15 protein-coding genes are annotated in these 18,744 nt (G+C 47.2%); 5 read left to right on the top strand and 10 right to left on the bottom strand.

Features of this window, described 5'->3' with window-relative positions:
• Positions 1 to 51 precede the first annotated feature (51 nt).
• The 4 genes from A9237_RS09770 to crp all read left to right on the top strand — a co-directional run bounded on the left by A9237_RS09770 (position 52) and on the right by crp (position 3,203).
• Positions 52 to 1,059, top strand: coding sequence for a hydrolase (locus tag A9237_RS09770; RefSeq protein WP_078608095.1), 1,008 nt, complete (start codon positions 52 to 54; stop codon positions 1,057 to 1,059).
• Positions 1,060 to 1,124: 65 nt separating this feature from the next.
• Positions 1,125 to 1,337, top strand: coding sequence for a YheU family protein (locus tag A9237_RS09765; RefSeq protein ID WP_005432763.1), 213 nt, complete (start codon positions 1,125 to 1,127; stop codon positions 1,335 to 1,337).
• 124 nt (positions 1,338 to 1,461) lie between these two features.
• Positions 1,462 to 2,331, top strand: coding sequence for a phosphoribulokinase (locus tag A9237_RS09760; RefSeq protein WP_005438358.1), 870 nt, complete (start codon positions 1,462 to 1,464; stop codon positions 2,329 to 2,331).
• Between the two features lie 239 nt (positions 2,332 to 2,570).
• Entirely contained in the window at positions 2,571 to 3,203 is a 633-nt protein-coding gene (gene crp, locus A9237_RS09755; RefSeq protein ID WP_005381432.1) for a cAMP-activated global transcriptional regulator CRP, read from the top strand.
• A 330-nt stretch (positions 3,204 to 3,533) separates the two neighbouring features.
• Here crp and A9237_RS09750 read toward each other — a convergent pair whose 3' ends face one another.
• From A9237_RS09750 to A9237_RS09725, 6 genes are all read right to left on the bottom strand, one after another.
• Entirely contained in the window at positions 3,534 to 4,325 is a 792-nt protein-coding gene (locus A9237_RS09750) for a DUF1338 domain-containing protein (protein ID WP_038892627.1), read from the bottom strand.
• A 264-nt stretch (positions 4,326 to 4,589) separates the two neighbouring features.
• Positions 4,590 to 6,047, bottom strand: a complete 1,458-nt coding sequence (gene astD, locus A9237_RS09745; RefSeq protein ID WP_078608094.1) for a succinylglutamate-semialdehyde dehydrogenase — start codon at positions 6,045 to 6,047, stop codon at positions 4,590 to 4,592.
• A gap of 28 nt (positions 6,048 to 6,075) precedes the next feature.
• Positions 6,076 to 7,095: an arginine N-succinyltransferase gene (gene astA, locus A9237_RS09740; protein WP_005438349.1), complete on the bottom strand. Its 1,020-nt coding sequence runs from the start codon at positions 7,093 to 7,095 to the stop codon at positions 6,076 to 6,078.
• Positions 7,096 to 7,203: 108 nt separating this feature from the next.
• Positions 7,204 to 8,415 carry an aspartate aminotransferase family protein gene (locus A9237_RS09735; protein WP_078608093.1) on the bottom strand — a complete coding sequence of 404 codons (1,212 nt, stop codon included), beginning with the start codon at positions 8,413 to 8,415 and terminating at the stop codon, positions 7,204 to 7,206.
• A 361-nt stretch (positions 8,416 to 8,776) separates the two neighbouring features.
• The gene (locus tag A9237_RS09730; protein ID WP_078608092.1) at positions 8,777 to 9,364 is read right to left on the bottom strand and encodes an aminodeoxychorismate/anthranilate synthase component II; all 588 of its coding nucleotides are present in this window, start codon (positions 9,362 to 9,364) and stop codon (positions 8,777 to 8,779) included.
• Between the two features lie 189 nt (positions 9,365 to 9,553).
• Entirely contained in the window at positions 9,554 to 12,502 is a 2,949-nt protein-coding gene (locus A9237_RS09725) for an ExeM/NucH family extracellular endonuclease (protein WP_078608091.1), read from the bottom strand.
• Positions 12,503 to 13,031: 529 nt separating this feature from the next.
• On the opposite strand from A9237_RS09725, the gene A9237_RS09720 reads away from it, so the two are divergent.
• Positions 13,032 to 13,406, top strand: coding sequence for a hypothetical protein (locus A9237_RS09720; protein WP_078608090.1), 375 nt, complete (start codon positions 13,032 to 13,034; stop codon positions 13,404 to 13,406).
• Between the two features lie 62 nt (positions 13,407 to 13,468).
• Here A9237_RS09720 and trpS read toward each other — a convergent pair whose 3' ends face one another.
• The 4 genes from trpS to rnr all read right to left on the bottom strand — a co-directional run bounded on the left by trpS (position 13,469) and on the right by rnr (position 18,744).
• Positions 13,469 to 14,506: a tryptophan--tRNA ligase gene (trpS, locus tag A9237_RS09715; RefSeq protein WP_005432761.1), complete on the bottom strand. Its 1,038-nt coding sequence runs from the start codon at positions 14,504 to 14,506 to the stop codon at positions 13,469 to 13,471.
• A 116-nt stretch (positions 14,507 to 14,622) separates the two neighbouring features.
• Positions 14,623 to 15,309 (bottom strand): phosphoglycolate phosphatase, encoded by a 687-nt coding sequence (locus A9237_RS09710; RefSeq protein WP_050910301.1) that lies wholly within the window; start codon positions 15,307 to 15,309, stop codon positions 14,623 to 14,625.
• 122 nt (positions 15,310 to 15,431) lie between these two features.
• A complete protein-coding gene (rlmB, locus tag A9237_RS09705) occupies positions 15,432 to 16,175 on the bottom strand; it encodes a 23S rRNA (guanosine(2251)-2'-O)-methyltransferase RlmB (RefSeq protein WP_005451431.1) in 744 nt (247 codons plus the stop codon).
• Between the two features lie 76 nt (positions 16,176 to 16,251).
• Positions 16,252 to 18,744, bottom strand: coding sequence for a ribonuclease R (gene rnr / locus A9237_RS09700; protein ID WP_078608089.1), 2,493 nt, complete (start codon positions 18,742 to 18,744; stop codon positions 16,252 to 16,254).

Raw genomic sequence — 18,744 nt, 5'->3', positions numbered from 1 at the left:
ATTAATAAGTTCTTCAGCGAACATTGAAGGACCATATAAGAGCAGTTAGGTATGACACAATTTTTCGCAGCCGCCGGGATTAAGAACCCGCATCTTCAGACGCTATTACCGCGCTTTATCCGCAAAAAAGCGTTGTTTACGCCTATTTGGCAAACACTCGATACACCGGATGGTGACTTCCTCGATTTGGCATGGTCACAACAGCCAGATTCAGAAGCCGCACGCAACAAACCTATCTTCGTCCTATTCCATGGCTTGGAGGGCTGCTTCTATAGCCCGTATGCGAACGGTTTGATGAACGCTTTCTCTAAATCGGGTTGGCTGTCGGTCATGATGCACTTTCGCGGTTGCAGCGGTAAACCGAACAAGAAAGCCCGCGCCTATCATTCTGGCGAAGTGACGGATGCTCGTTTCTTTCTTCAGCAACTCAATCAGCAATTCCCTAACAACCCTAAAGTTGCGGTCGGCATTTCCCTTGGCGGTAACATGCTGGCGAACTACTTGGCTGAGTATAAAGACGACCCAATATTAAGTGCCGCAACCATTGTCTCTGCACCACTGGACTTGGCAGCATGTGCCAATCGTATTGAGCAGGGCTTCTCGAAAGTTTACCGACGTTACTTGCTCTCTTCACTCAAACGCAATGCACTGCAAAAGCACGACTTAATCCAAGGTGAACTCGCCTTGTCGTATAACTCGATCAAACGCGTGACTCGCTTATATGAATTTGATGACTTGATCACTGCCCCTCTGCATGGTTTTAAAGACGCGCAAGATTATTACGATCAGTGTTCAGGTTTAAGCAAGTTGCAACAGATCACCTTGCCAACCTTGATCATCCACGCCAAAGACGATCCGTTTATGACCGAAGAGGTGATCCCAAAATTCGTGTTGCCAGACAATATCGATTACCGACTTTATGAGCACGGTGGTCACGTTGGTTTCCTGACAGGCACAGCATTAAAACCTAAGTTCTGGTTGGAAGAAGCCTTGCCTTCATATTACGAAAGTATCGCCGCAGACTACCTTTCTGCTGTATCCGTACCGCGAACACAGTAAACTACTGGGCGTGCCAGACATAAGGCTTCTGCACGTACTAAACATCATAAAAGTTTGAGGTATTTATGATCATTCCATGGCAAGACATTGCGCCAGAGACACTAGAAAACCTGATCCGCGAATTCGTGCTACGTGAAGGCACCGACTACGGCTCAGTCGAAGTTTCACTGCAAAGTAAAATCGATCAGGTCAAATCCCAATTAGAGAAAGGCGAAGCGGTCATCGTATTTTCTGAGCTTCATGAAACGGTTGATATCCAACTAAAAGCAAAGTTTTAGACCCTTCACATTTTACCGTATCCCACTCGATGACAAGGGCTTGTTACGTGCTATAGTGGGTTATCGACCGTGCAGCATACGTGTGCTGCACTTTACAGGTAAGTAATTTTCGACAAGGTTTGTCATGTCAGCGAAACACCCAATCATTGCGGTTACTGGTTCGTCCGGTGCCGGCACAACCACCACTTCTGAAGCCTTCCGTAAGATGTTCAATATGATGAACGTCAAACCAGCGTGGGTTGAAGGTGACAGCTTCCACCGCTTTACACGTCCAGAGATGGATGTCGAAATCCGCAAAGCGCGTGAGCAAGGCAAACACATCAGCTACTTTGGCCCACAAGCCAATGACTTTCCGGGGCTAGAAGAGTTCTTCCGCAAGTTCGGTGAAGATGGCACTGGCAGCGTGCGCCGCTATCTGCACACTTTTGATGAAGCCGTTCCATACAACCAAATGCCGGGCACCTTTACACCTTGGCAAGATCTGCCAGAAAACAGCGATGTGCTGTTCTACGAAGGTTTACATGGTGGCGTGGTAGATGGCGATGTCAATGTGGCGCGTCACGTCGATTTTCTAATTGGTATGGTACCGATTGTGAACTTGGAGTGGATTCAAAAGTTCGTTCGTGACACACGCGATCGTGGTCACTCAAGAGAAGCGGTGATGGATTCAATCGTGCGCTCAATGGACGATTACCTAAACTACATTACCCCGCAATTTTCTCGTACACATATCAACTTCCAGCGCGTACCGACCGTCGATACTTCTAACCCACTTAACGCCAAAGGCATTCCAAGTTTGGATGAAAGTTTTGTGGTGATCCGCCTACGCGGTATCAAGAATGTCGACTTCCCGTATTTGCTGGCGATGATTGATGGCTCATTCATGTCTCGCCATAACACCATTGTGGTTCCTGGCGGCAAGATGAGCTTTGCAATGGAGCTCATAGTAAGGCCGATTCTGCAACAACTCATCGAAACAGGGAAAATTGGCTAAAAACCTCCCTACTGGAGTGTTTACTTTTCATACCGTGATCATGTGCACAGTTTTGCTTACAAAATCTCAATCATGGCACGATTAAAATCAAGAAATCGTTTTCGAAAAAGGATACTATTTCTAACCGAAACACAAGAGAGCTTGCAGCATATAAAAAGTGCTCTTATTCTAGTAGGCCAATTCAGGCTTAGCTAAAATATGGATAGCGCAAGCGTACCCTGCAGAGGAAGTGAGATATTATGGTTCTAGGTAAACCTCAAACCGACCCAACATTAGAGTGGTTTCTTTCACACTGTCATATTCATAAGTACCCATCAAAAAGCACGCTAATTCACGCGGGCGAAAAAGCAGAGACTTTGTACTACATCGTTAAAGGTTCTGTTGCGGTTCTTATCAAAGACGAAGAAGGTAAGGAAATGATCCTTTCTTACCTAAACCAGGGCGACTTCATTGGTGAACTTGGTCTATTCGAAGAAGACCAAGAGCGTACAGCTTGGGTTCGCGCTAAATCTCCTTGTGAAGTGGCTGAGATTTCTTTCAAGAAATTCCGTCAACTTATCCAAGTTAACCCAGACATCCTAATGCGCCTTTCTGCGCAAATGGCTCGTCGTCTACAAGTTACTAGCCAAAAAGTGGGTGACCTAGCGTTCCTAGACGTAACTGGTCGTATCGCTCAGACTCTTCTGAACCTTGCTAAACAGCCAGATGCGATGACGCACCCAGACGGCATGCAAATCAAGATCACTCGTCAAGAAATCGGTCAAATCGTTGGCTGTTCTCGTGAGACAGTAGGTCGTATCTTGAAGATGCTAGAAGAGCAGAACCTAATTTCTGCGCACGGTAAAACTATCGTTGTTTACGGGACTCGTTAATCTCGATTAACGTTTAAAAAATTTAAAAGCCACCAAATGTAAGTTTGGTGGCTTTTTTGTTTTTTGGAATCGGGAACGGAAAGCAAAGAGCCGAGAATTGGGAACACTGTGTTCCGAGCGCGGACTTCGTCCTACGAGATAAAGCCCTCTCAGATTCCGAGAGTTAAAACCTCCCGCAGCGAAGCGTTTCCGAATCCACAGGTCATAACCCGTTCTGATATCCCAACAAACTCCAACCTTCGAAGCAGAAACGTTCAACACTCCAGAGTGCAAACCTCTCGAAGCGAAGCGTTCCCGCATCTCTAGTGCGTAGCACGTTCTCGATTCTTTCTACCCGTTGGTACTCTCGAAGATCTTATCTGCCGATGCCGCTACAAATCCTGGGTACAACTCACCGTTATCCATTGGGTAGCGCTTAGCAAACTCGTAGAAGCCTCCAGGAATAACCTCAACGCCTTCAGTAAAGGTCACTGGTACTTTGTCTGCCATGGTCGATGATTGCTCTAGTAGCACCTCTGGCGTACCTTTTACTTCACCGCCATTCTCGTTGATGGTGAAGCCTACTGTACGTAGGTGGTCGTTCACTTGCTTTACTTCTTCATGCTGATTGAGTTGATTCACACTCACTGTGAAGTGGTTCGCTCCGTAACCGTGCGCAGCAAGCCAAGAAGCGTATTCACTCTCTTTCGCCAAAGTTTGGAAGTCAGCATAACTGAGGTCCCACAAACGTCCGCCGTACAAGAAGTCACTGCCTGTCAGTTTAGAAGCATCAACCTGCTCTACCAGTTTATGAACGATGGCTTGTAGCTCTGGTGAGCACTCATCCACTTTCAATTCACTGATGAAGACTTTTGGTTGTTTCGGATCTGGGTGCTCAAAATGTTTTGCCACCAGTTTTTTGCTTTCAAATACGTAGTCACCACAGGCTTTGTAACCCACCGCTAGGAAAGGCTTCGCTAACGTTTCAATGCCTAGGGGAGCGACATTAAACGTACGTAGCGCAATATGATCATTAATCAGAGGCTCATCTTCTTGAAGAAGTTGATGGACTTTAGCAGCGGAAGGGCAAAGACGTTGAATGTAGTCTTGCCATAGCGATTCAAATAACACATCGGGCGTCATAACGACTCCTTGTTATGAAATGTAGAGTTAGGGGTAAGAGGAAGTTGACCGCTCGTTCACAGCCCTAAAGCTGTCCAGAATCACGAACGAGCGGCCATCAACCTGTGACGGTATCTGTGGCATAAGTGCCAGTCAGTCAACACGCTCTGGAGAGTCTTAAGCTCGCCTTTGGCGTTTGCCAGCGCGCTTACCAGAATCCTAACTTGGTAAATAGCTCCGGCAGAGAGAAGCGGCGATACTTTGTCACCGCTTCGTATTTCTCAATTACAGGCTTACACCCGGGCTCAATGTGGCAGGCAAGACCGTCTCTTGTCCTTCCATTGATGCCATTGGGTACGCACAGTAGTCTGCTGCGTAGTAAGCACTTGGACGTAGGTTACCTGACGCACCCGGACCACCAAATGGTGCATCACCACTTGCGCCCGTTAGCTGACGGTTGCGGTTCACGATGCCAGCACGAATGTGGTCCACGAAGTATTCCCACTCTTGGTCGTCGGTCGAAACAAAACCTGCCGATAAACCAAAGCGCGTATCGTTCGCCAGCTCTACTGCTTTCTCTAGCCCTTCGTAGCGCACCACTTGCAGAAGTGGGCCGAAGTACTCTTCATCTGGCAACTCGGCGATGTTCGTCACATCGATGATGCCCGGAGAAACAAACGCTGCTTCACCTGCTTTCGCTTCAATTAAGCTTTCACCACCCAGTGCTTGCAAGTTCGCTTGAGCATCGAGAATGAACTTGGCCGCCGCTACCGAAATTTGTGGTCCCATGAAAGGCGCAGGCTCTGCAAATGGTTGGTCTACGCGAATATTGCGTGTCGCTTCCACCAGCTTAGTAATGACTGCATCACCCTTGTCGCCAAATGGAATGTATAGACGACGAGCACAGGTACAGCGTTGTCCTGCACTGATGAAGGCAGATTGGATAATGGTATAAACCGTTGCGTCTAGGTCGCCGTAGTTATCCGAGATAACCATCGGGTTGTTACCACCCATTTCAAGCGCCAGCATTTTGCCCGGCTGACCAGCAAACTGACGATGGAGAACATGACCTGTGTTTGCACTGCCAGTGAACAGCACGCCATCAATGCCTTTCGCATCCGCCAGCGCAATACCAGTTTCTTTCGCGCCTTGGACTAGGTTAATCACACCTTTTGGTAGACCGACCTCTTCCCACAGCTTCATAGCGAGTTCACCCGTCCATGGCGTTTGCTCAGACGGTTTAAAAACAACAGTGTTACCAGCCAGTAGTGCTGGCACGATGTGACCATTTGGCAAGTGACCTGGGAAGTTATAAGGACCGAAGACCGCCATCACACCCAGTGGGCGGTGGCGCAATACAATTTGGTTGCCTGCGGCTTCACGTGCAGCTTCACCCGTACGGTCGTGGTAAGCACGGATGGAAATCGCAATTTTACCTGCCATTGCTGCCGCTTCGGTGCGTGTTTCCCAAATCGGCTTACCGGTTTCTTTGGCAATCACTTCAGCGATTTTTTCGCTGTTGGCTTTTACTTTCTCAGCAAAAGCCAACACGATCGCTTCGCGCTCTGCAAATGGGCGCTTCTTCCAATCAACAAACGCTTCACGCGCCGCAGATACCGCTTGGTTAACCTGTTCTGCTGTTGCGCCGTTACCTTGCCAGATCACTTCTTGGTTATAAGGTGACAGAGACGTAAATGCTTCACCCTGACCTTGTACCCATTCACCTGCAATCCAATGTGTCATTGTTTCTATCCTTAAATTCTGTCGTCAGTTACTGCGGAAGAAGGCGAACAAAATCCCCTTCCTCAACCAAGAGTGCATCCGCCAATTCTGGTGCAAGCACTACGCTTTGCGTTTCTGCGTCATACGCCGCTTTTGCAGCGGCGGCACGGAAGTTCTCGAATGACGAATTACACATCAAGAAATCTTGTGTGCTGGTGTGCTCCGAGATTTTGACTTGCGCGCGGAATGAGTGGCGTACCGATTCGATATTACGTAAGTCACACTCCACCGTTGGACCACCATCGAAAATGTCGACGTACCCACGGTTGGTAAAACCTTCACGCTCAAGCAGCTTCAATGCTGGACGTGTGTTGTCGTGCACTTTACCAATCACAGCTTGCGCTTCTGGGCTCAGTAGGTTGATGTAGATTGGCAACTTCGGCATCAGGTCGGCGATAAAGCCCTTCTTGCCGATACCGGTAAGGTAATCCGCAAGCGTAAAATCGATAGAGAAGAAATGCTCTTGAAGCCACTGCCAGAATGGCGAGTTACCGTTCTCGTCTGATACGCCGCGCATTTCAGCAAAGATGGTTTCCGAGAAACGTTCTGGGTGCTCTGCCATCATTAAGAAACGGCACTTGGACATCAGACGCCCGTTCAAGCCACCACGGAATTTCTCACGTAGGAACAAGGTACAGATTTCACTGTTACCCGTGTAGTTATTACCAAACGTCAGCAGCTTCACCACGTTGTTTACGCCAAGCTTTGGAGACGAGTGCACCACTTTACTGATGTGGTAAGAATAAAAAGGCACATCCCAGCCGATAGAAGCTTCAATACCTGTGGTACCTGCCACTTCACCAGTTTCAGATTCAAAGCCCACCATTAGGTAGCCTTCATCACCGGCTTCCTTCACGTCAGGTTTGCCAAAACTGTATTCTGAGTGTTTGATTCGATTGGTTAACAGTTCTTCGTTAACCGGTAGAGATGTAAATCCATGACCTGACTCAACCGCACAGGTGTGCAGCGCGTCATAATCCGACATTGCGATAGGGCGAACTACTAGCATCAATACTCCCTCCAGATGCAAGAAGATCCTAACTATATTGTAGGAACAATACCCCCATCAGAGATCCTTGATGGGGGTTTCTAGGTTGACGATAAGCTGAGATCGCGCTTAAACCAGCGTTGCGATCGCTTTATCTAGCTTCGCCAAACCTTCTTCGATTTCTTGTTGTGTGATAACGAGTGATGGTGTGAAACGTACGACATTGGCACCCGCAACCAATACCATGAGACCTTGTTTACCTGCAGCAACCAGTACGTCACGCGCACGGCCTTGCCACTCTTCATTCAGTGCTGCACCAAGCAGTAGACCTTTACCGCGCACTTCAGAGAAGATGTTGTATTTCGCGTTAATCTTCTCCAGACCTTCACGGAACATGGCTTCACGCTCTAGTACGCCAGCCAGTACTTCTGGTTTTGTCACTTCTTCAATAACCGCTTCTGCAACCGCACACGCTAGTGGGTTACCACCGTAAGTTGAGCCGTGCGTGCCCACTTTCATGTGCTCAGCCAGTTTTGCCGTCGTTAGCATCGCACCGATAGGGAAACCGCCACCCAGTGATTTCGCTGTGCTTAGGATGTCTGGCGTGATGCCTAGACCTTGGTATGCGTAGAAATGACCAGTACGACCGTTACCAGTTTGCACTTCATCGAAGATCAACAGTGCGTTGTGCTTGTCACACAGCTCACGAACTGCTTGAGCGAACTCAGGTGTTGGTGGAATGATGCCGCCCTCACCTTGCAGAGGCTCCATCATTACCGCACAAGTGCGATCAGACATGTGTGCTTGTAGTGCTTCGATATCGTTGTAAGGAAGGTGTGTCACATCGCCTGGCTTAGGGCCGAAACCGTCTGAGTAAGCCGCTTGACCGCCAACCGTTACCGTGAAGAAAGTACGACCGTGGAAACCTTGTTTGAATGCGATGATTTCAGATTTATCAGTACCATGAACGTCTGCTGCGTAACGACGTGCTAGCTTTAGTGCCGCTTCGTTTGCTTCTGCGCCAGAGTTAGCAAAGAACACGCGCTCAGCAAAGCTGACTTCTGTTAGCTTCTTCGCCAATCGCAGTGCTGGCTCGTTAGTCATAACATTACTTAGGTGCCAAAGCTTGTTACCTTGCTCAGTCAATGCGTTCACCATAACTGGGTGACAATGACCAAGACAGCTCACCGCAATACCACCAGCAAAGTCGATGTATTCATTTCCGTTCTGATCCCAAATGCGTGAACCTTCACCTTTTACAGGGATCATTTCCATCGGGTTATAGCAAGGTACCATTACCTCATCGAATAAACCGCGCTCTACTTTGTTTTCCGTTGTCATTGCACATTCCTTCTTGATACCGCATGCCTAGCAGATAAGCGAATTTAACCGGCACTCTTTGCCAGCAAATAATGTTTTGCATTTAAGCTATTGCGGCATTGTATTTACATTTAATTAACCATTTCAATAGTGATTTATTCTTTTCGCTTTAGAGCGCAACCACCCATACTCACTATCTATGATTATTTATGCACCAAGAAACGCAAATAGAGAAGCGATTTTTTATAAAAGTTATGTATGACAAGGGTTAGAAAGAAAGGAGAAAAATGAATAGCCGCGAGCAAATAGGCGGAACGCATAGTTTTGCATTCCCATTCTTAGGCGAAAAACATGAAGAATTTGTTAAGAAAGGTGATCGCGATCAGATCGCTTTGCGCGCAAGAAAGTTTGCAAGCAGCTCGTGACCTTGTTCTGTCTTAATCGACTCAGGATGAAACTGTACCGCGTCAATTGGCAGGGTTTTATGCTGATAACCCATGATTTCGTCCATGGCTCCGTCAGGCAGTTCAGTCCAAGCGGTCAATTCAAACACATCAGGTAATGTGCCGTTTTTCACCACGAGAGAGTGGTAACGGGTTACCGTAAGTGGGTTATTAAGGTTTTTAAACACACTGCGACCGTTGTGACGAATTGGTGAGGTCTTACCGTGCATCACTTGTCGAGCACGTACCACTTCCCCTCCAAACACCTGCGCAATCGCCTGATGACCAAGACAAACACCTAAGATTGGTAACTTACCAGCAAAGTATTCGATAGCTTGTAGAGAGATACCCGCTTCGTTAGGGGTACAGGGACCTGGAGAGATCACCAAATGAGTTGGGTTGAGCACCTCAATGCCTTGGATGTCGATTTCATCGTTACGCACCACCTTTACGTCTGCACCAAGCTCGCAGAAGTATTGGTAAAGGTTGTAGGTAAAAGAGTCGTAGTTATCGATGATCAACAACATAAAAGGTCGGTTGCTCCAATCCGTTTTGGCAATGCTTAAGTGGTGAATCGCCACGTTCGTGACAATCAAGGGCGGTATTTTGCTATACCAAGCAAGAAAGGCAAGTTTTTGCTGAATAAAAAGGCCAGCATAGGCTGGCCTTTGGTCTTTACAGCTATTTAGGAACTGTTTGTCAGGAAATAAATTCGCTTAGCGACGACGGCGTAGGAAGCCTAGACCTAGCAGCGCAATTAGCGCGCCAAAGCCAAATGAACCACCATCATCATCGTCTGATGGGGTAGTGCTCGACGCCTCTAGCGTAACATCGCGAGAATCACTGAACTTAACCGTGTTACCTGTAGAGTCTGTCACTTTCTCTTCTAGAACGTACTGGCCTTCCGTTGGTGCTTTGTCGAACTCCACACTCACGCTACGAGCATCAATGTCCGTTTGTGTCAGAGTTGCACTCGCTTCGTAACCATCAGCATCAGACGTTGACGACGCCGCTTGAGTTGCTTCCGTTAGGCTTACTGTCACGATATCACCGACAACTGCGTTTGGTGGCAGACGAACTTCTACTGCTAGGTTTTCACCTGAGCCTGGTAGATCGATGTCTGTATCTGGGAAATCAATCGCGATGATCACTGGATCGTGGTCAGACGCCGAGAACGCATCTTTGTACTTCGGCATATCACCTGTGTACTTGCTGCTGTATTCGAACAAGTTACTTTCTAGTGAGTTGATGTGCCAATCTTCAATCGCCACCACTTTTTGTGCCAAGCTGTTGCTCGCCAACGCGTGGTCTAGGTTGCCTAGCTCACCAGAGTAGGTGTATGAGAAGGTGTCTGCGCCGTGAAGTACCGTGTTCAGGTTATGGTAACCGTAGCCTTTTTCAATTTTGGTCTTCTCGACTTGAAGCTCACCACCACCAATGGTTGTGTAAGCTGCAGTGTAGATGTCACGACCGTATTTCTCTTTCGAGTAATCAGTCAGTGTAAGCAGAGGATCTTCCATGCCGTAGGCGTTTAGGTCACCCATTACTAGCACATCACCTTCAATGCCTTTCAGAGCGTCACCCACAACATTGGCTGCAGAAACACGGAAGTTGTTACAGTTGCCTTGCAGATCCGCTGGCTCAGAGTCTTCTACGCCCGCAATCCACTCTTCAATACATTCAGAACCTTTCGATTTGAAGTGGTTAACAACAACAGACAGATCTTTACCTGTCTCTTTCACCGTGAAGGTTTGTAGCAAGCTATGACGTTGGTATTTGTCGTAAGCTGGGTTGCCTTCCGCATCGTCACCACGCGTAATGGTGTTTTCTTCGATGTGCTGCTCTGGCGTCACAATCACTTTCGCCACTTCTTTTGGCGTCACTTCGTTTGCACGGTATAGGATCGCCACCATGATCGCATCGCTACCAAAGTACTCATCTTGGTATTTGTCTTGTTCCGCGATTTCAACGTAAGTGTAATGATCTTCTGCATCTTCGATTTCAGCGTTCAATGCGTCAACCAAGTTCTTCACTGCACTGCTGTCACCAAAGCCATTGTTCTCGACTTCCATCAAACCAATGATGTCAGCGTCCATCTTGTTCATCGCCGCAACGATTTTCGCTTGTTGGATCAGGAACTCGTCTAGGTTAGTTGCACCGCGGTTTTGTCCAGTTGGGTTTTCATGGCCACTGTCAGCCACAGAGTTGAAGTAGTTTAGTACGTTGAAGCTGGCGATACGCAAATCTGAATCCGCAATCGCTGGAGCATCTTTACGAGCCACGTCGAAGCCTTCACCTGAAGTCACGAAGTTGGTGTTATCGACTTCATTGGTCGCAATCAGGCGGTATTCATTGTAGCTGTAAGCCACCACGCCTTGCAGACCTTCTACCCGCGAACCAAGGCGAATGTGCTGTTCAGAAGAGCCATCTTGGTCTGCATCTTTTGCAAAATCTGGGTAGTAAGGGATTTGGCCGTTTGGTGCTTTGCCATCAGATTCTAGGTATACGCGGTTCGCTGCGTTGTCTTTTGCTAGCTCAACGGCTGCATCGCTCTCTGCTGCGTGCAATTGAGTCGGCTTAAACAATGGCGCTTCATGAGACAACATCATGTTGTTACGACGTGAATCGTAGTCGTAAGAGAAGTTGCGAGTTACAAACAGGTCACTTGCCGAGGTCAGTTCAACTTGCATGCCTTCATGACGCTCTAGCGCATCACGTAGTGTCTCACCTTCTTTGATAACAAGATCGGTAACTCGAGGAATATCCGATGTGCCGGTTTTCACATAGCTGTTAGCATCAGAAGCTAGCTGAGTATTGCTGTAGTACTCTTGAACTTTACCTTTAACACAAACAACGTCACCAGCTTTCAGCGCCGTGTCTGCCGCATCGGTATGAATGAACAAACCTTCTGAGGTCTTGTCATTGTTATCACTTTCTAGTGCTTGTAGGTAGAAACCTTTGGTTAGGCCAGTGGTAACAGCAGTCACGACACCAGTTACGAAATGATCTTCGTCGGTAATGTATGGGTAACCATCAATGAATGGAGAGGTATCGCCTTCACCTTGAATCTCTTGGATGGTAGTAAAGTTAGGTTGCTGACCGTCGACTTCACAAGCGAATGGTGCTGGTGGCTCAGTCGCATTTAGCTCACCAAGACCGTCAATGTTGTCTTTCTCAAATGCCGTCCACTGAGATGCATCATAAGTAGCAGAAGGGGTTAGTGCATCACTGTTACGAACTAATGTGGTGTCTTTACCAAAATCTACGTCACCCATCACACCGATGATGTCGTGCACTTCACCATCTTTAAGCAGTGCGATCGGGTCGTCACCGTTAAAGTTCGTGACGCTTTTCTCCGTATGATCTGCAACAGCTTTGATGGCATCGCTCGCATCACCATGCGCCAGTACATACACTTGGTTAGCTTGTAGCGTCACTTGGCTAAGATCGAGTGTGCTACCCCAAGTACCACCACCGTTTGATGATTTCGCTAGCTCGTAACCGGTTAGCGTTACCGCTGCATCGCCTGTGTTCGCGATCTCTACTGCTTTGTTGTATGAACCACCTTCTACATACTGAGAGATGATAATTTCTGCGTTAGCGTTAGCACTAAGCGCGCTAGCAATCGTCAGTGCCAGTAAAGAGGGTTTGATTAACGTATCCATTGTCGTACCTGATATTTATTTAAATGCAAACTAAGCCCTAAGCAGAGCCCACCATTTGCGCCTACTATCAGGTTTATTTATGAAATAAATAAGAAAGACCAGTAAAAGCCGTGAAATAAATCACATGTGGATACGTAAAATTATGCCAGGGCTGATCATTTAAACAGTTTTTGTAACAAATACAGTAACTAAACCAATAAAGGGCTAGAATTAGACTTATTACTCAGTTTTATATTTCTCAACATGTTATGTGAATATCTTGATATTTATTTTGAATTCACTTGATTCTAGCAACCCAAACAAAAATATTAATTAATGCTAATTTAGAATAACAAAACTTATTATTTCCTTCCTTTTTACCGTGAGAATCAAAATAAGCTTTCTGGTTATTTAAGCCTGTTAAGTTCAAATTTTTATAAATCAAACATCATTTTCACCACACAATACTAGCCAAATCCATAATCACTCGTTATAAAACCCGCAAGAGACAGAGAACAAGGTCTCCAATAACGACTATCAGGATAAGAAAATGAAACGATTTCAGCAGATTGCGCTAGCCCTTTCGGCTTCAATGTTAATGGCGGGGTGTCAATTGACCTCGAGTGAGCCCATCGAACCAAGTACCTCTGAGCATCTGGTCGAAGTGGCTAAGCAAGAACTCAGTGAGTTCGAAATGTTTAAAGTAAGTGACAATGGCTTAATCACCTATACCGCCCGATTGCCTGGCCCTGGCTACTATTGGAAACCCGCAAGGATAAAAGAAATCAGTTATGAAATATCATGTATTGAGTTGAGCTATTTCGTCGATCGCGGGCTCGTCGTAAAGTCCGAGTTCTTGGGAAAAAGAGGACCTGTGGAGTATTACGATATGGAACGCTGCGAACAAGACACTCCATTCCAGTAATACAAGCATAAAAAAAGCTCCACCGATGGTGGAGCTTTTAAATTCTGAATGCTCTTTAGCAACTATGGGCGAGCAACAAAACCTACTGCTTCGTACGCTTTCTTCAACGTTTCAGCCGCACGTGCCGATGCTTTCTCAGCGCCTTGCTTCATCACTTCGTTCATGTAAGCGCGGTCAGCACGGATACGGTGGTATTCAGCTTGAATAGGCTCAAGCATAGTAACTAGAGCTTCACCAACGTCTTTCTTGAATGGACCGTACATTTCAACGCCTTGGTATTTCGCTTCAATCTCTTCAAAGCTCATACCTGTTGCCGCAGAGTACAGACCCATTAGGTTAGAGATACCCGCCTTGTTGTCCCAATCGTGAGCGATACGCGGTGGCGTTTCTGTGTCGGTTTGCGCTTTGTTAATCTTCTTAATGATCGACTTAGGCTCTTCCAACAACGTGATAACGTTCTTACGGTTGTCATCAGATTTTGACATCTTCTTCGTTGCGTCTTGAAGGCTCATTACACGCGCGTTTACCGTCGGAATGTAAGGCTCTGGAACTTGGAAGATTGGCTGCTCTGGTGAGTAGATGTTGTTAAAGCGGTTAGCAATATCACGCGCTAGCTCTAGGTGTTGCTTCTGGTCGCTACCTACAGGTACTTGGTGTGCGCCGTAAAGCAGGATGTCTGCCGCCATCAGTACTGGGTAGTCAAACAGACCCACGTTTACATCACCAAATTGGCTTGAGCTGTCGTTTGAGTAACGTGCAGATTTGTCTTTAAACTGCGTCATACGACCCAGTTCACCCATTTGGGTGTAACAGTTAAGAAGCCAACCAAGTTGAGCATGCTCTGGTACGTGTGACTGAACAAATAGCGTGCTCTTCTTCGGGTCAACACCAACTGCCAGACAGATCGCCAGTGCGTCTAGAGTCGCTTCATGCAGCGCTTTAGGGTCCTGACGAACCGTAATCGCGTGAAGGTCTACCACACAGTATTGGCAATCATAATCGTCTTGCATCTGCTGCCATTGACGTAGAGCACCCAAGTAGTTACCGATACTTAGTTCACCTGAAGGTTGAACACCACTCAATACAATGGGTTTGCTCATTAGAATGATTCCTTTGACTTCTTAATCTAATTAAATGAAAAAAACCGTGCAGTAATAGGTGCACGGTTTACTCAGTGTACTCATTAACGAGTATTTTGGAAGCTCTTTTATAGCCGTTATGCAGAAACCGCTACAACGTCCAATAATTCTGCCAAACTGTCAGCGACGAAATCTGGATTTGATACGGAAATAGGTTCACCGTGGTTGTAACCATATGTCAGACCAAATGAGGCGCAACCTGCGTTCTTCGCTGCAAGAATGTCGTTTTTCGAGTCGCCAACCATCAGCATTTCACTAGGTTGGATTTGGTGTTTTTCCATCAGCCAGTTCAGTGCGACTGGGTTTGGTTTTTTCTCTGGGAATGCATCACCGCCAAGAACATCAACGAAGTATTTTGCGATGTCGTGCTTTTCCAAAACGTCAGGCACAAACTTTGAAGGTTTGTTGGTCACCAACGCCATAACAAAACCCGCTTTGTGCAGCTCTGCTAGTGTCTCTTTTACCGTTGGGTAAAGGTGACTTAGCTTGTGACCGCTTTGCTCGTAATAATCATCAAACAGTACACGCGCTTTTGCACGAAGCTCTTCGCTCAACTCTGGATTGATAGTCAAGCTTTGGCTTAGTGAGCGTCCAATCAGCACGTCTGCACCGTTACCAACATAGTCACGAACCTGCTCTTCTGAAACAGATGGAAAACCAAGTGCTTGAACGGCTTGGTCTGCCGCAACCGCTAGATCCGGCACGCTATCAAGCAAAGTACCGTCTAGGTCAAAGGCAATGAATTTAATGTCTTGTTGAGTCATAACTTCCCTGAAGATTTTTATTTATAAATCGGTGAAAACGACAAAGGATGGCACCCCATCCTTTGTTTTTATCATTATGTCTGACTTTGCAGTAACTGTTTGTTTATTAACTGGTTTAGCAATTACTTTGCAGCAATACGCTGACGAACCGCTTCAAACAAACAAATACCTGACGCCACTGATACGTTCAAACTTGAAACGCTGCCAGCCATTGGGATCTTAATCAAATCGTCACAGGTTTCGCGAGTTAGACGACGCATACCGTCACCTTCTGCACCCATTACGATAGCAAGAGGACCCGTTAGTTTTGCTTGGTAAATATCGTGCGTTGCTTCGCCCGCCGTACCAACAAACCAGATGCCTTGCTCTTGCAGTGTACGCATAGTACGAGCTAAGTTGGTCACTCGGATCAATGGCACGACTTCTGCTGCGCCACAAGCTACTTTGCTTACAGTTGCGTTCATCGGTGCAGAGCGATCTTTCGGTACGATGATCGCTGCTACGCCAGCTGCGTCGGCATTACGTAGACAAGCACCTAGGTTATGCGGATCCGTCACGCCATCCAACACCAATAGTAGCGGTGACTCATGCTGCGCGAGGATGCCATCGATGTCGTTTTCGTTCAGCTGTTTCGCTGGCTTCACGCGAGCGATGATGCCTTGGTGGTTTGCGCCACGCGCTTTGTCATCCAAGGTTTTACGTGTCATTTGCTGAATCGAAACACCACATACCTGAAGGTCATTTAAAATTGGCATTAGGCGATCGTCTTGACGACCTTTTAGTACAAATGCTTCGATAAAACGCTCTGGTTCGCGCTCCAATACCGCCTTCACTGCGTGAATGCCGTAGATAAATTCGTTACTCATTGTTTAACCTGTTGTTCTGGTCGTATTGCCTGCGCCAATCTACCCCTTTAAATCCAGACTAGATTGGCGATTCAGCCTACTCAGCGTCGCTCTTAGTACGCTTAGTCTTTCTCGGCTTACTGTGTGGCTTTTTCTTGCGTGCTTTTTTCACTTTCGGCTTTTTAGCACCTTCAGTGTCACTGCGTTTTGCTCCATTTTTGCGAGGTTTTTCTGCTTCAGCAGATTCTGGTCGCTTGGTTGGTTCAATCGCCGGTATTGCACGAGTGCCGCCTTTCGTTGCCGCACGCTTTTTCTCTTTCGCTTTGCGTTTGGCATCCGCTGCGCGTTTCTTCGCAGTCTTACCTTTGCCGCGTAGCTTACGGCTTGTTTCGATTAATTCAAAGTCAATTTGCTTGTCATTTAAGTTAACCGCAAGCACTTTCACTTTCACCGCATCACCTAGGCGATAGATGTTACCGAAGCTTTCACCGATAAGTCTTTGACCAATAGGATCAAATTGGTAGTAGTCGTTCGCTAGCGTCGAAATGTGCACCAAACCATCGATATGCAGTTCAGTCAGACGAACAAAGAAACCAAAGCTGGTTACGTTGGCAATAACACCATCTAGCTCGTCGCCAACATGGTCTTGCATATATTCACACTTCAACCAATCAGCCACTTCACGAGTTGCGTCGTCTGCACGGCGCTCTGTCATCGAACATTGCTCACCGTAAAAGTCCATGTCGTCAAACGAGTAGTGGTAACCGCCAGTTGGCGTCCAACGATCTTGGTTGCGACCTTCTTCTTTAGCAATCAGGTACTTGATTGCGCGGTGCAACAGTAGGTCTGGGTAACGACGAATTGGCGACGTGAAGTGTGCGTAACGTTTCAGCGCTAGACCAAAGTGACCGGCATTGTCTGCGTTGTAGACCGCTTGCTTCATTGAGCGCAGCAACATGGTTTGAATCAGTTCTTTGTCCTGACGCTCTGCGATTTGTTTTACCAAATCAGCGTAGTCGGTTGGTGATGGCTCTAGACCACCTTTCAGATCCAGACCTAGCTCACTGAGGAAGTCACGGAAACCTTGCAGGCGCAGTTCACCCGGAGATTCGTGAACACGGTACAACGCTGGCTCTTTCGCTTTCTCAACGTAAGACGCTGAAGCGATGTTCGCTAGGATCATACATTCTTCGATGATCTTGTGTGCGTCGTTACGAATCACTGGCTCGATGCTTTCAATCTTACGATCCGCGTTGAAGATGAACTTAGCTTCAACGGTTTCAAATTCAATCGCACCACGGTTATCACGCGCTTCTTTAAGTACTTTGTACATCGCGTGCAGCTCTTCAAGGTGAGGAACGACAGCGTGATAACGCATGCGTAGCTCTTCATCCCCTTCTAGAATCGCGCCCACTTTGTTGTAAGTCAGACGAGCGTGCGAGTTCATCACGGCTTCGTAGTGCTTGTAGCCCGATAGTTTACCCGTCTCTGAGATGGTCATTTCACACACCATACACAGACGATCAACTTGTGGGTTAAGTGAACATAAGCCGTTTGATAGTACTTCAGGTAGCATTGGCACTACTTGCGATGGGAAGTACACCGAGTTACCACGGTTGATGGCTTCTTTGTCCAGCGCAGAGTCTGTACGTACGTAGTAACTTACGTCAGCAATCGCGACCCATAGACGCCAACCGCCGCTCTTTTTCTTCTCACAGTAAACCGCATCATCAAAGTCACGAGCGTCTTCGCCATCAATGGTTACTAGTGGCAAGTCACGTAAATCGACACGACCTTCTTTTGCTTCTTCCGGAACTTCTTCGCCCAGATTTTCGATCTGTTTATCGACGGCTGCTGGCCAATCGTGTGGAATTTGGTGGGTGCGGATTGCTATTTGCGTTTCCATGCCCGGCGCCATGTTCTCGCCAAGAACTTCAACCACTTTACCCATCATGCCACGTGAGCGAGAGCCGCGATCAGTAATCTCAATCACGACCACATTGCCCATACGAGCACCTGCTTTGTGCTCATTTGGGATCAGAATATCTTGGCTGATACGAGAGTCATCAGGCACAACGTATGAGTAGCCGTACTCTAAGAAGAAACGACCTACGATCTGCGTGTTGCGCTCTTCTAACACGCGAACAAGACGACCTTCACGACGACCACGCTTGCTATTATCAGTTGGTTGCACCAACACGTAATCACCATGGATGATGTGCTTCATCTGATGGTGTGGCAGTACAATGTCATTATCCTTGCCGACACTGCCTTCAGGACGAACCCAACCATGACCATCTTTGTGGCCAATTACGTAACCTTTCACCATCTCTAGTTTTTCTGGTAGCGCATAGCACTGACGACGTGTAAACACGAGCTGTCCATCACGCTCCATTGCTCGCAGTCGACGGCGCAAACCTTCGTATTGTTCTTCACCTTCTAGCTTTAATGCTTCGAACAAATCATTGCGATTCATCGGCACACCAGCTTGCTGCAAAAACTCGGTGATGAACTCTCGGCTTGGAATTGGGTTTTCGTAATTTTTGGATTCACGATCTGCGAAAGGATCGTTTGGAATATTGTCTGACAT

This window comes from Vibrio owensii (assembly GCF_002021755.1).
Lineage (GTDB): Bacteria > Pseudomonadota > Gammaproteobacteria > Enterobacterales > Vibrionaceae > Vibrio > Vibrio owensii.
This window is presented reverse-complemented; position numbering and strand designations above follow the sequence as displayed.

Bases quoted from the DNA above. Each gene is read 5' to 3' on its own strand.
- A9237_RS09770 (WP_078608095.1), top strand. From the start codon at position 52: ATGACACAATTTTTCGCAGCCGCCGGGATTAAGAACCCGCATCTTCAG.
- A9237_RS09765 (WP_005432763.1), top strand. From the start codon at position 1,125: ATGATCATTCCATGGCAAGACATTGCGCCAGAGACACTAGAAAACCTG.
- A9237_RS09760 (WP_005438358.1), top strand. From the start codon at position 1,462: ATGTCAGCGAAACACCCAATCATTGCGGTTACTGGTTCGTCCGGTGCC.
- crp (WP_005381432.1), top strand. From the start codon at position 2,571: ATGGTTCTAGGTAAACCTCAAACCGACCCAACATTAGAGTGGTTTCTT.
- A9237_RS09750 (WP_038892627.1), bottom strand. From the start codon at position 4,325: ATGACGCCCGATGTGTTATTTGAATCGCTATGGCAAGACTACATTCAA.
- astD (WP_078608094.1), bottom strand. From the start codon at position 6,047: ATGACACATTGGATTGCAGGTGAATGGGTACAAGGTCAGGGTGAAGCA.
- astA (WP_005438349.1), bottom strand. From the start codon at position 7,095: ATGCTAGTAGTTCGCCCTATCGCAATGTCGGATTATGACGCGCTGCAC.
- A9237_RS09735 (WP_078608093.1), bottom strand. From the start codon at position 8,415: ATGACAACGGAAAACAAAGTAGAGCGCGGTTTATTCGATGAGGTAATG.
- A9237_RS09730 (WP_078608092.1), bottom strand. From the start codon at position 9,364: ATGTTGTTGATCATCGATAACTACGACTCTTTTACCTACAACCTTTAC.
- A9237_RS09725 (WP_078608091.1), bottom strand. From the start codon at position 12,502: ATGGATACGTTAATCAAACCCTCTTTACTGGCACTGACGATTGCTAGC.
- A9237_RS09720 (WP_078608090.1), top strand. From the start codon at position 13,032: ATGAAACGATTTCAGCAGATTGCGCTAGCCCTTTCGGCTTCAATGTTA.
- trpS (WP_005432761.1), bottom strand. From the start codon at position 14,506: ATGAGCAAACCCATTGTATTGAGTGGTGTTCAACCTTCAGGTGAACTA.
- A9237_RS09710 (WP_050910301.1), bottom strand. From the start codon at position 15,309: ATGACTCAACAAGACATTAAATTCATTGCCTTTGACCTAGACGGTACT.
- rlmB (WP_005451431.1), bottom strand. From the start codon at position 16,175: ATGAGTAACGAATTTATCTACGGCATTCACGCAGTGAAGGCGGTATTG.
- rnr (WP_078608089.1), bottom strand. From the start codon at position 18,744: ATGTCAGACAATATTCCAAACGATCCTTTCGCAGATCGTGAATCCAAA.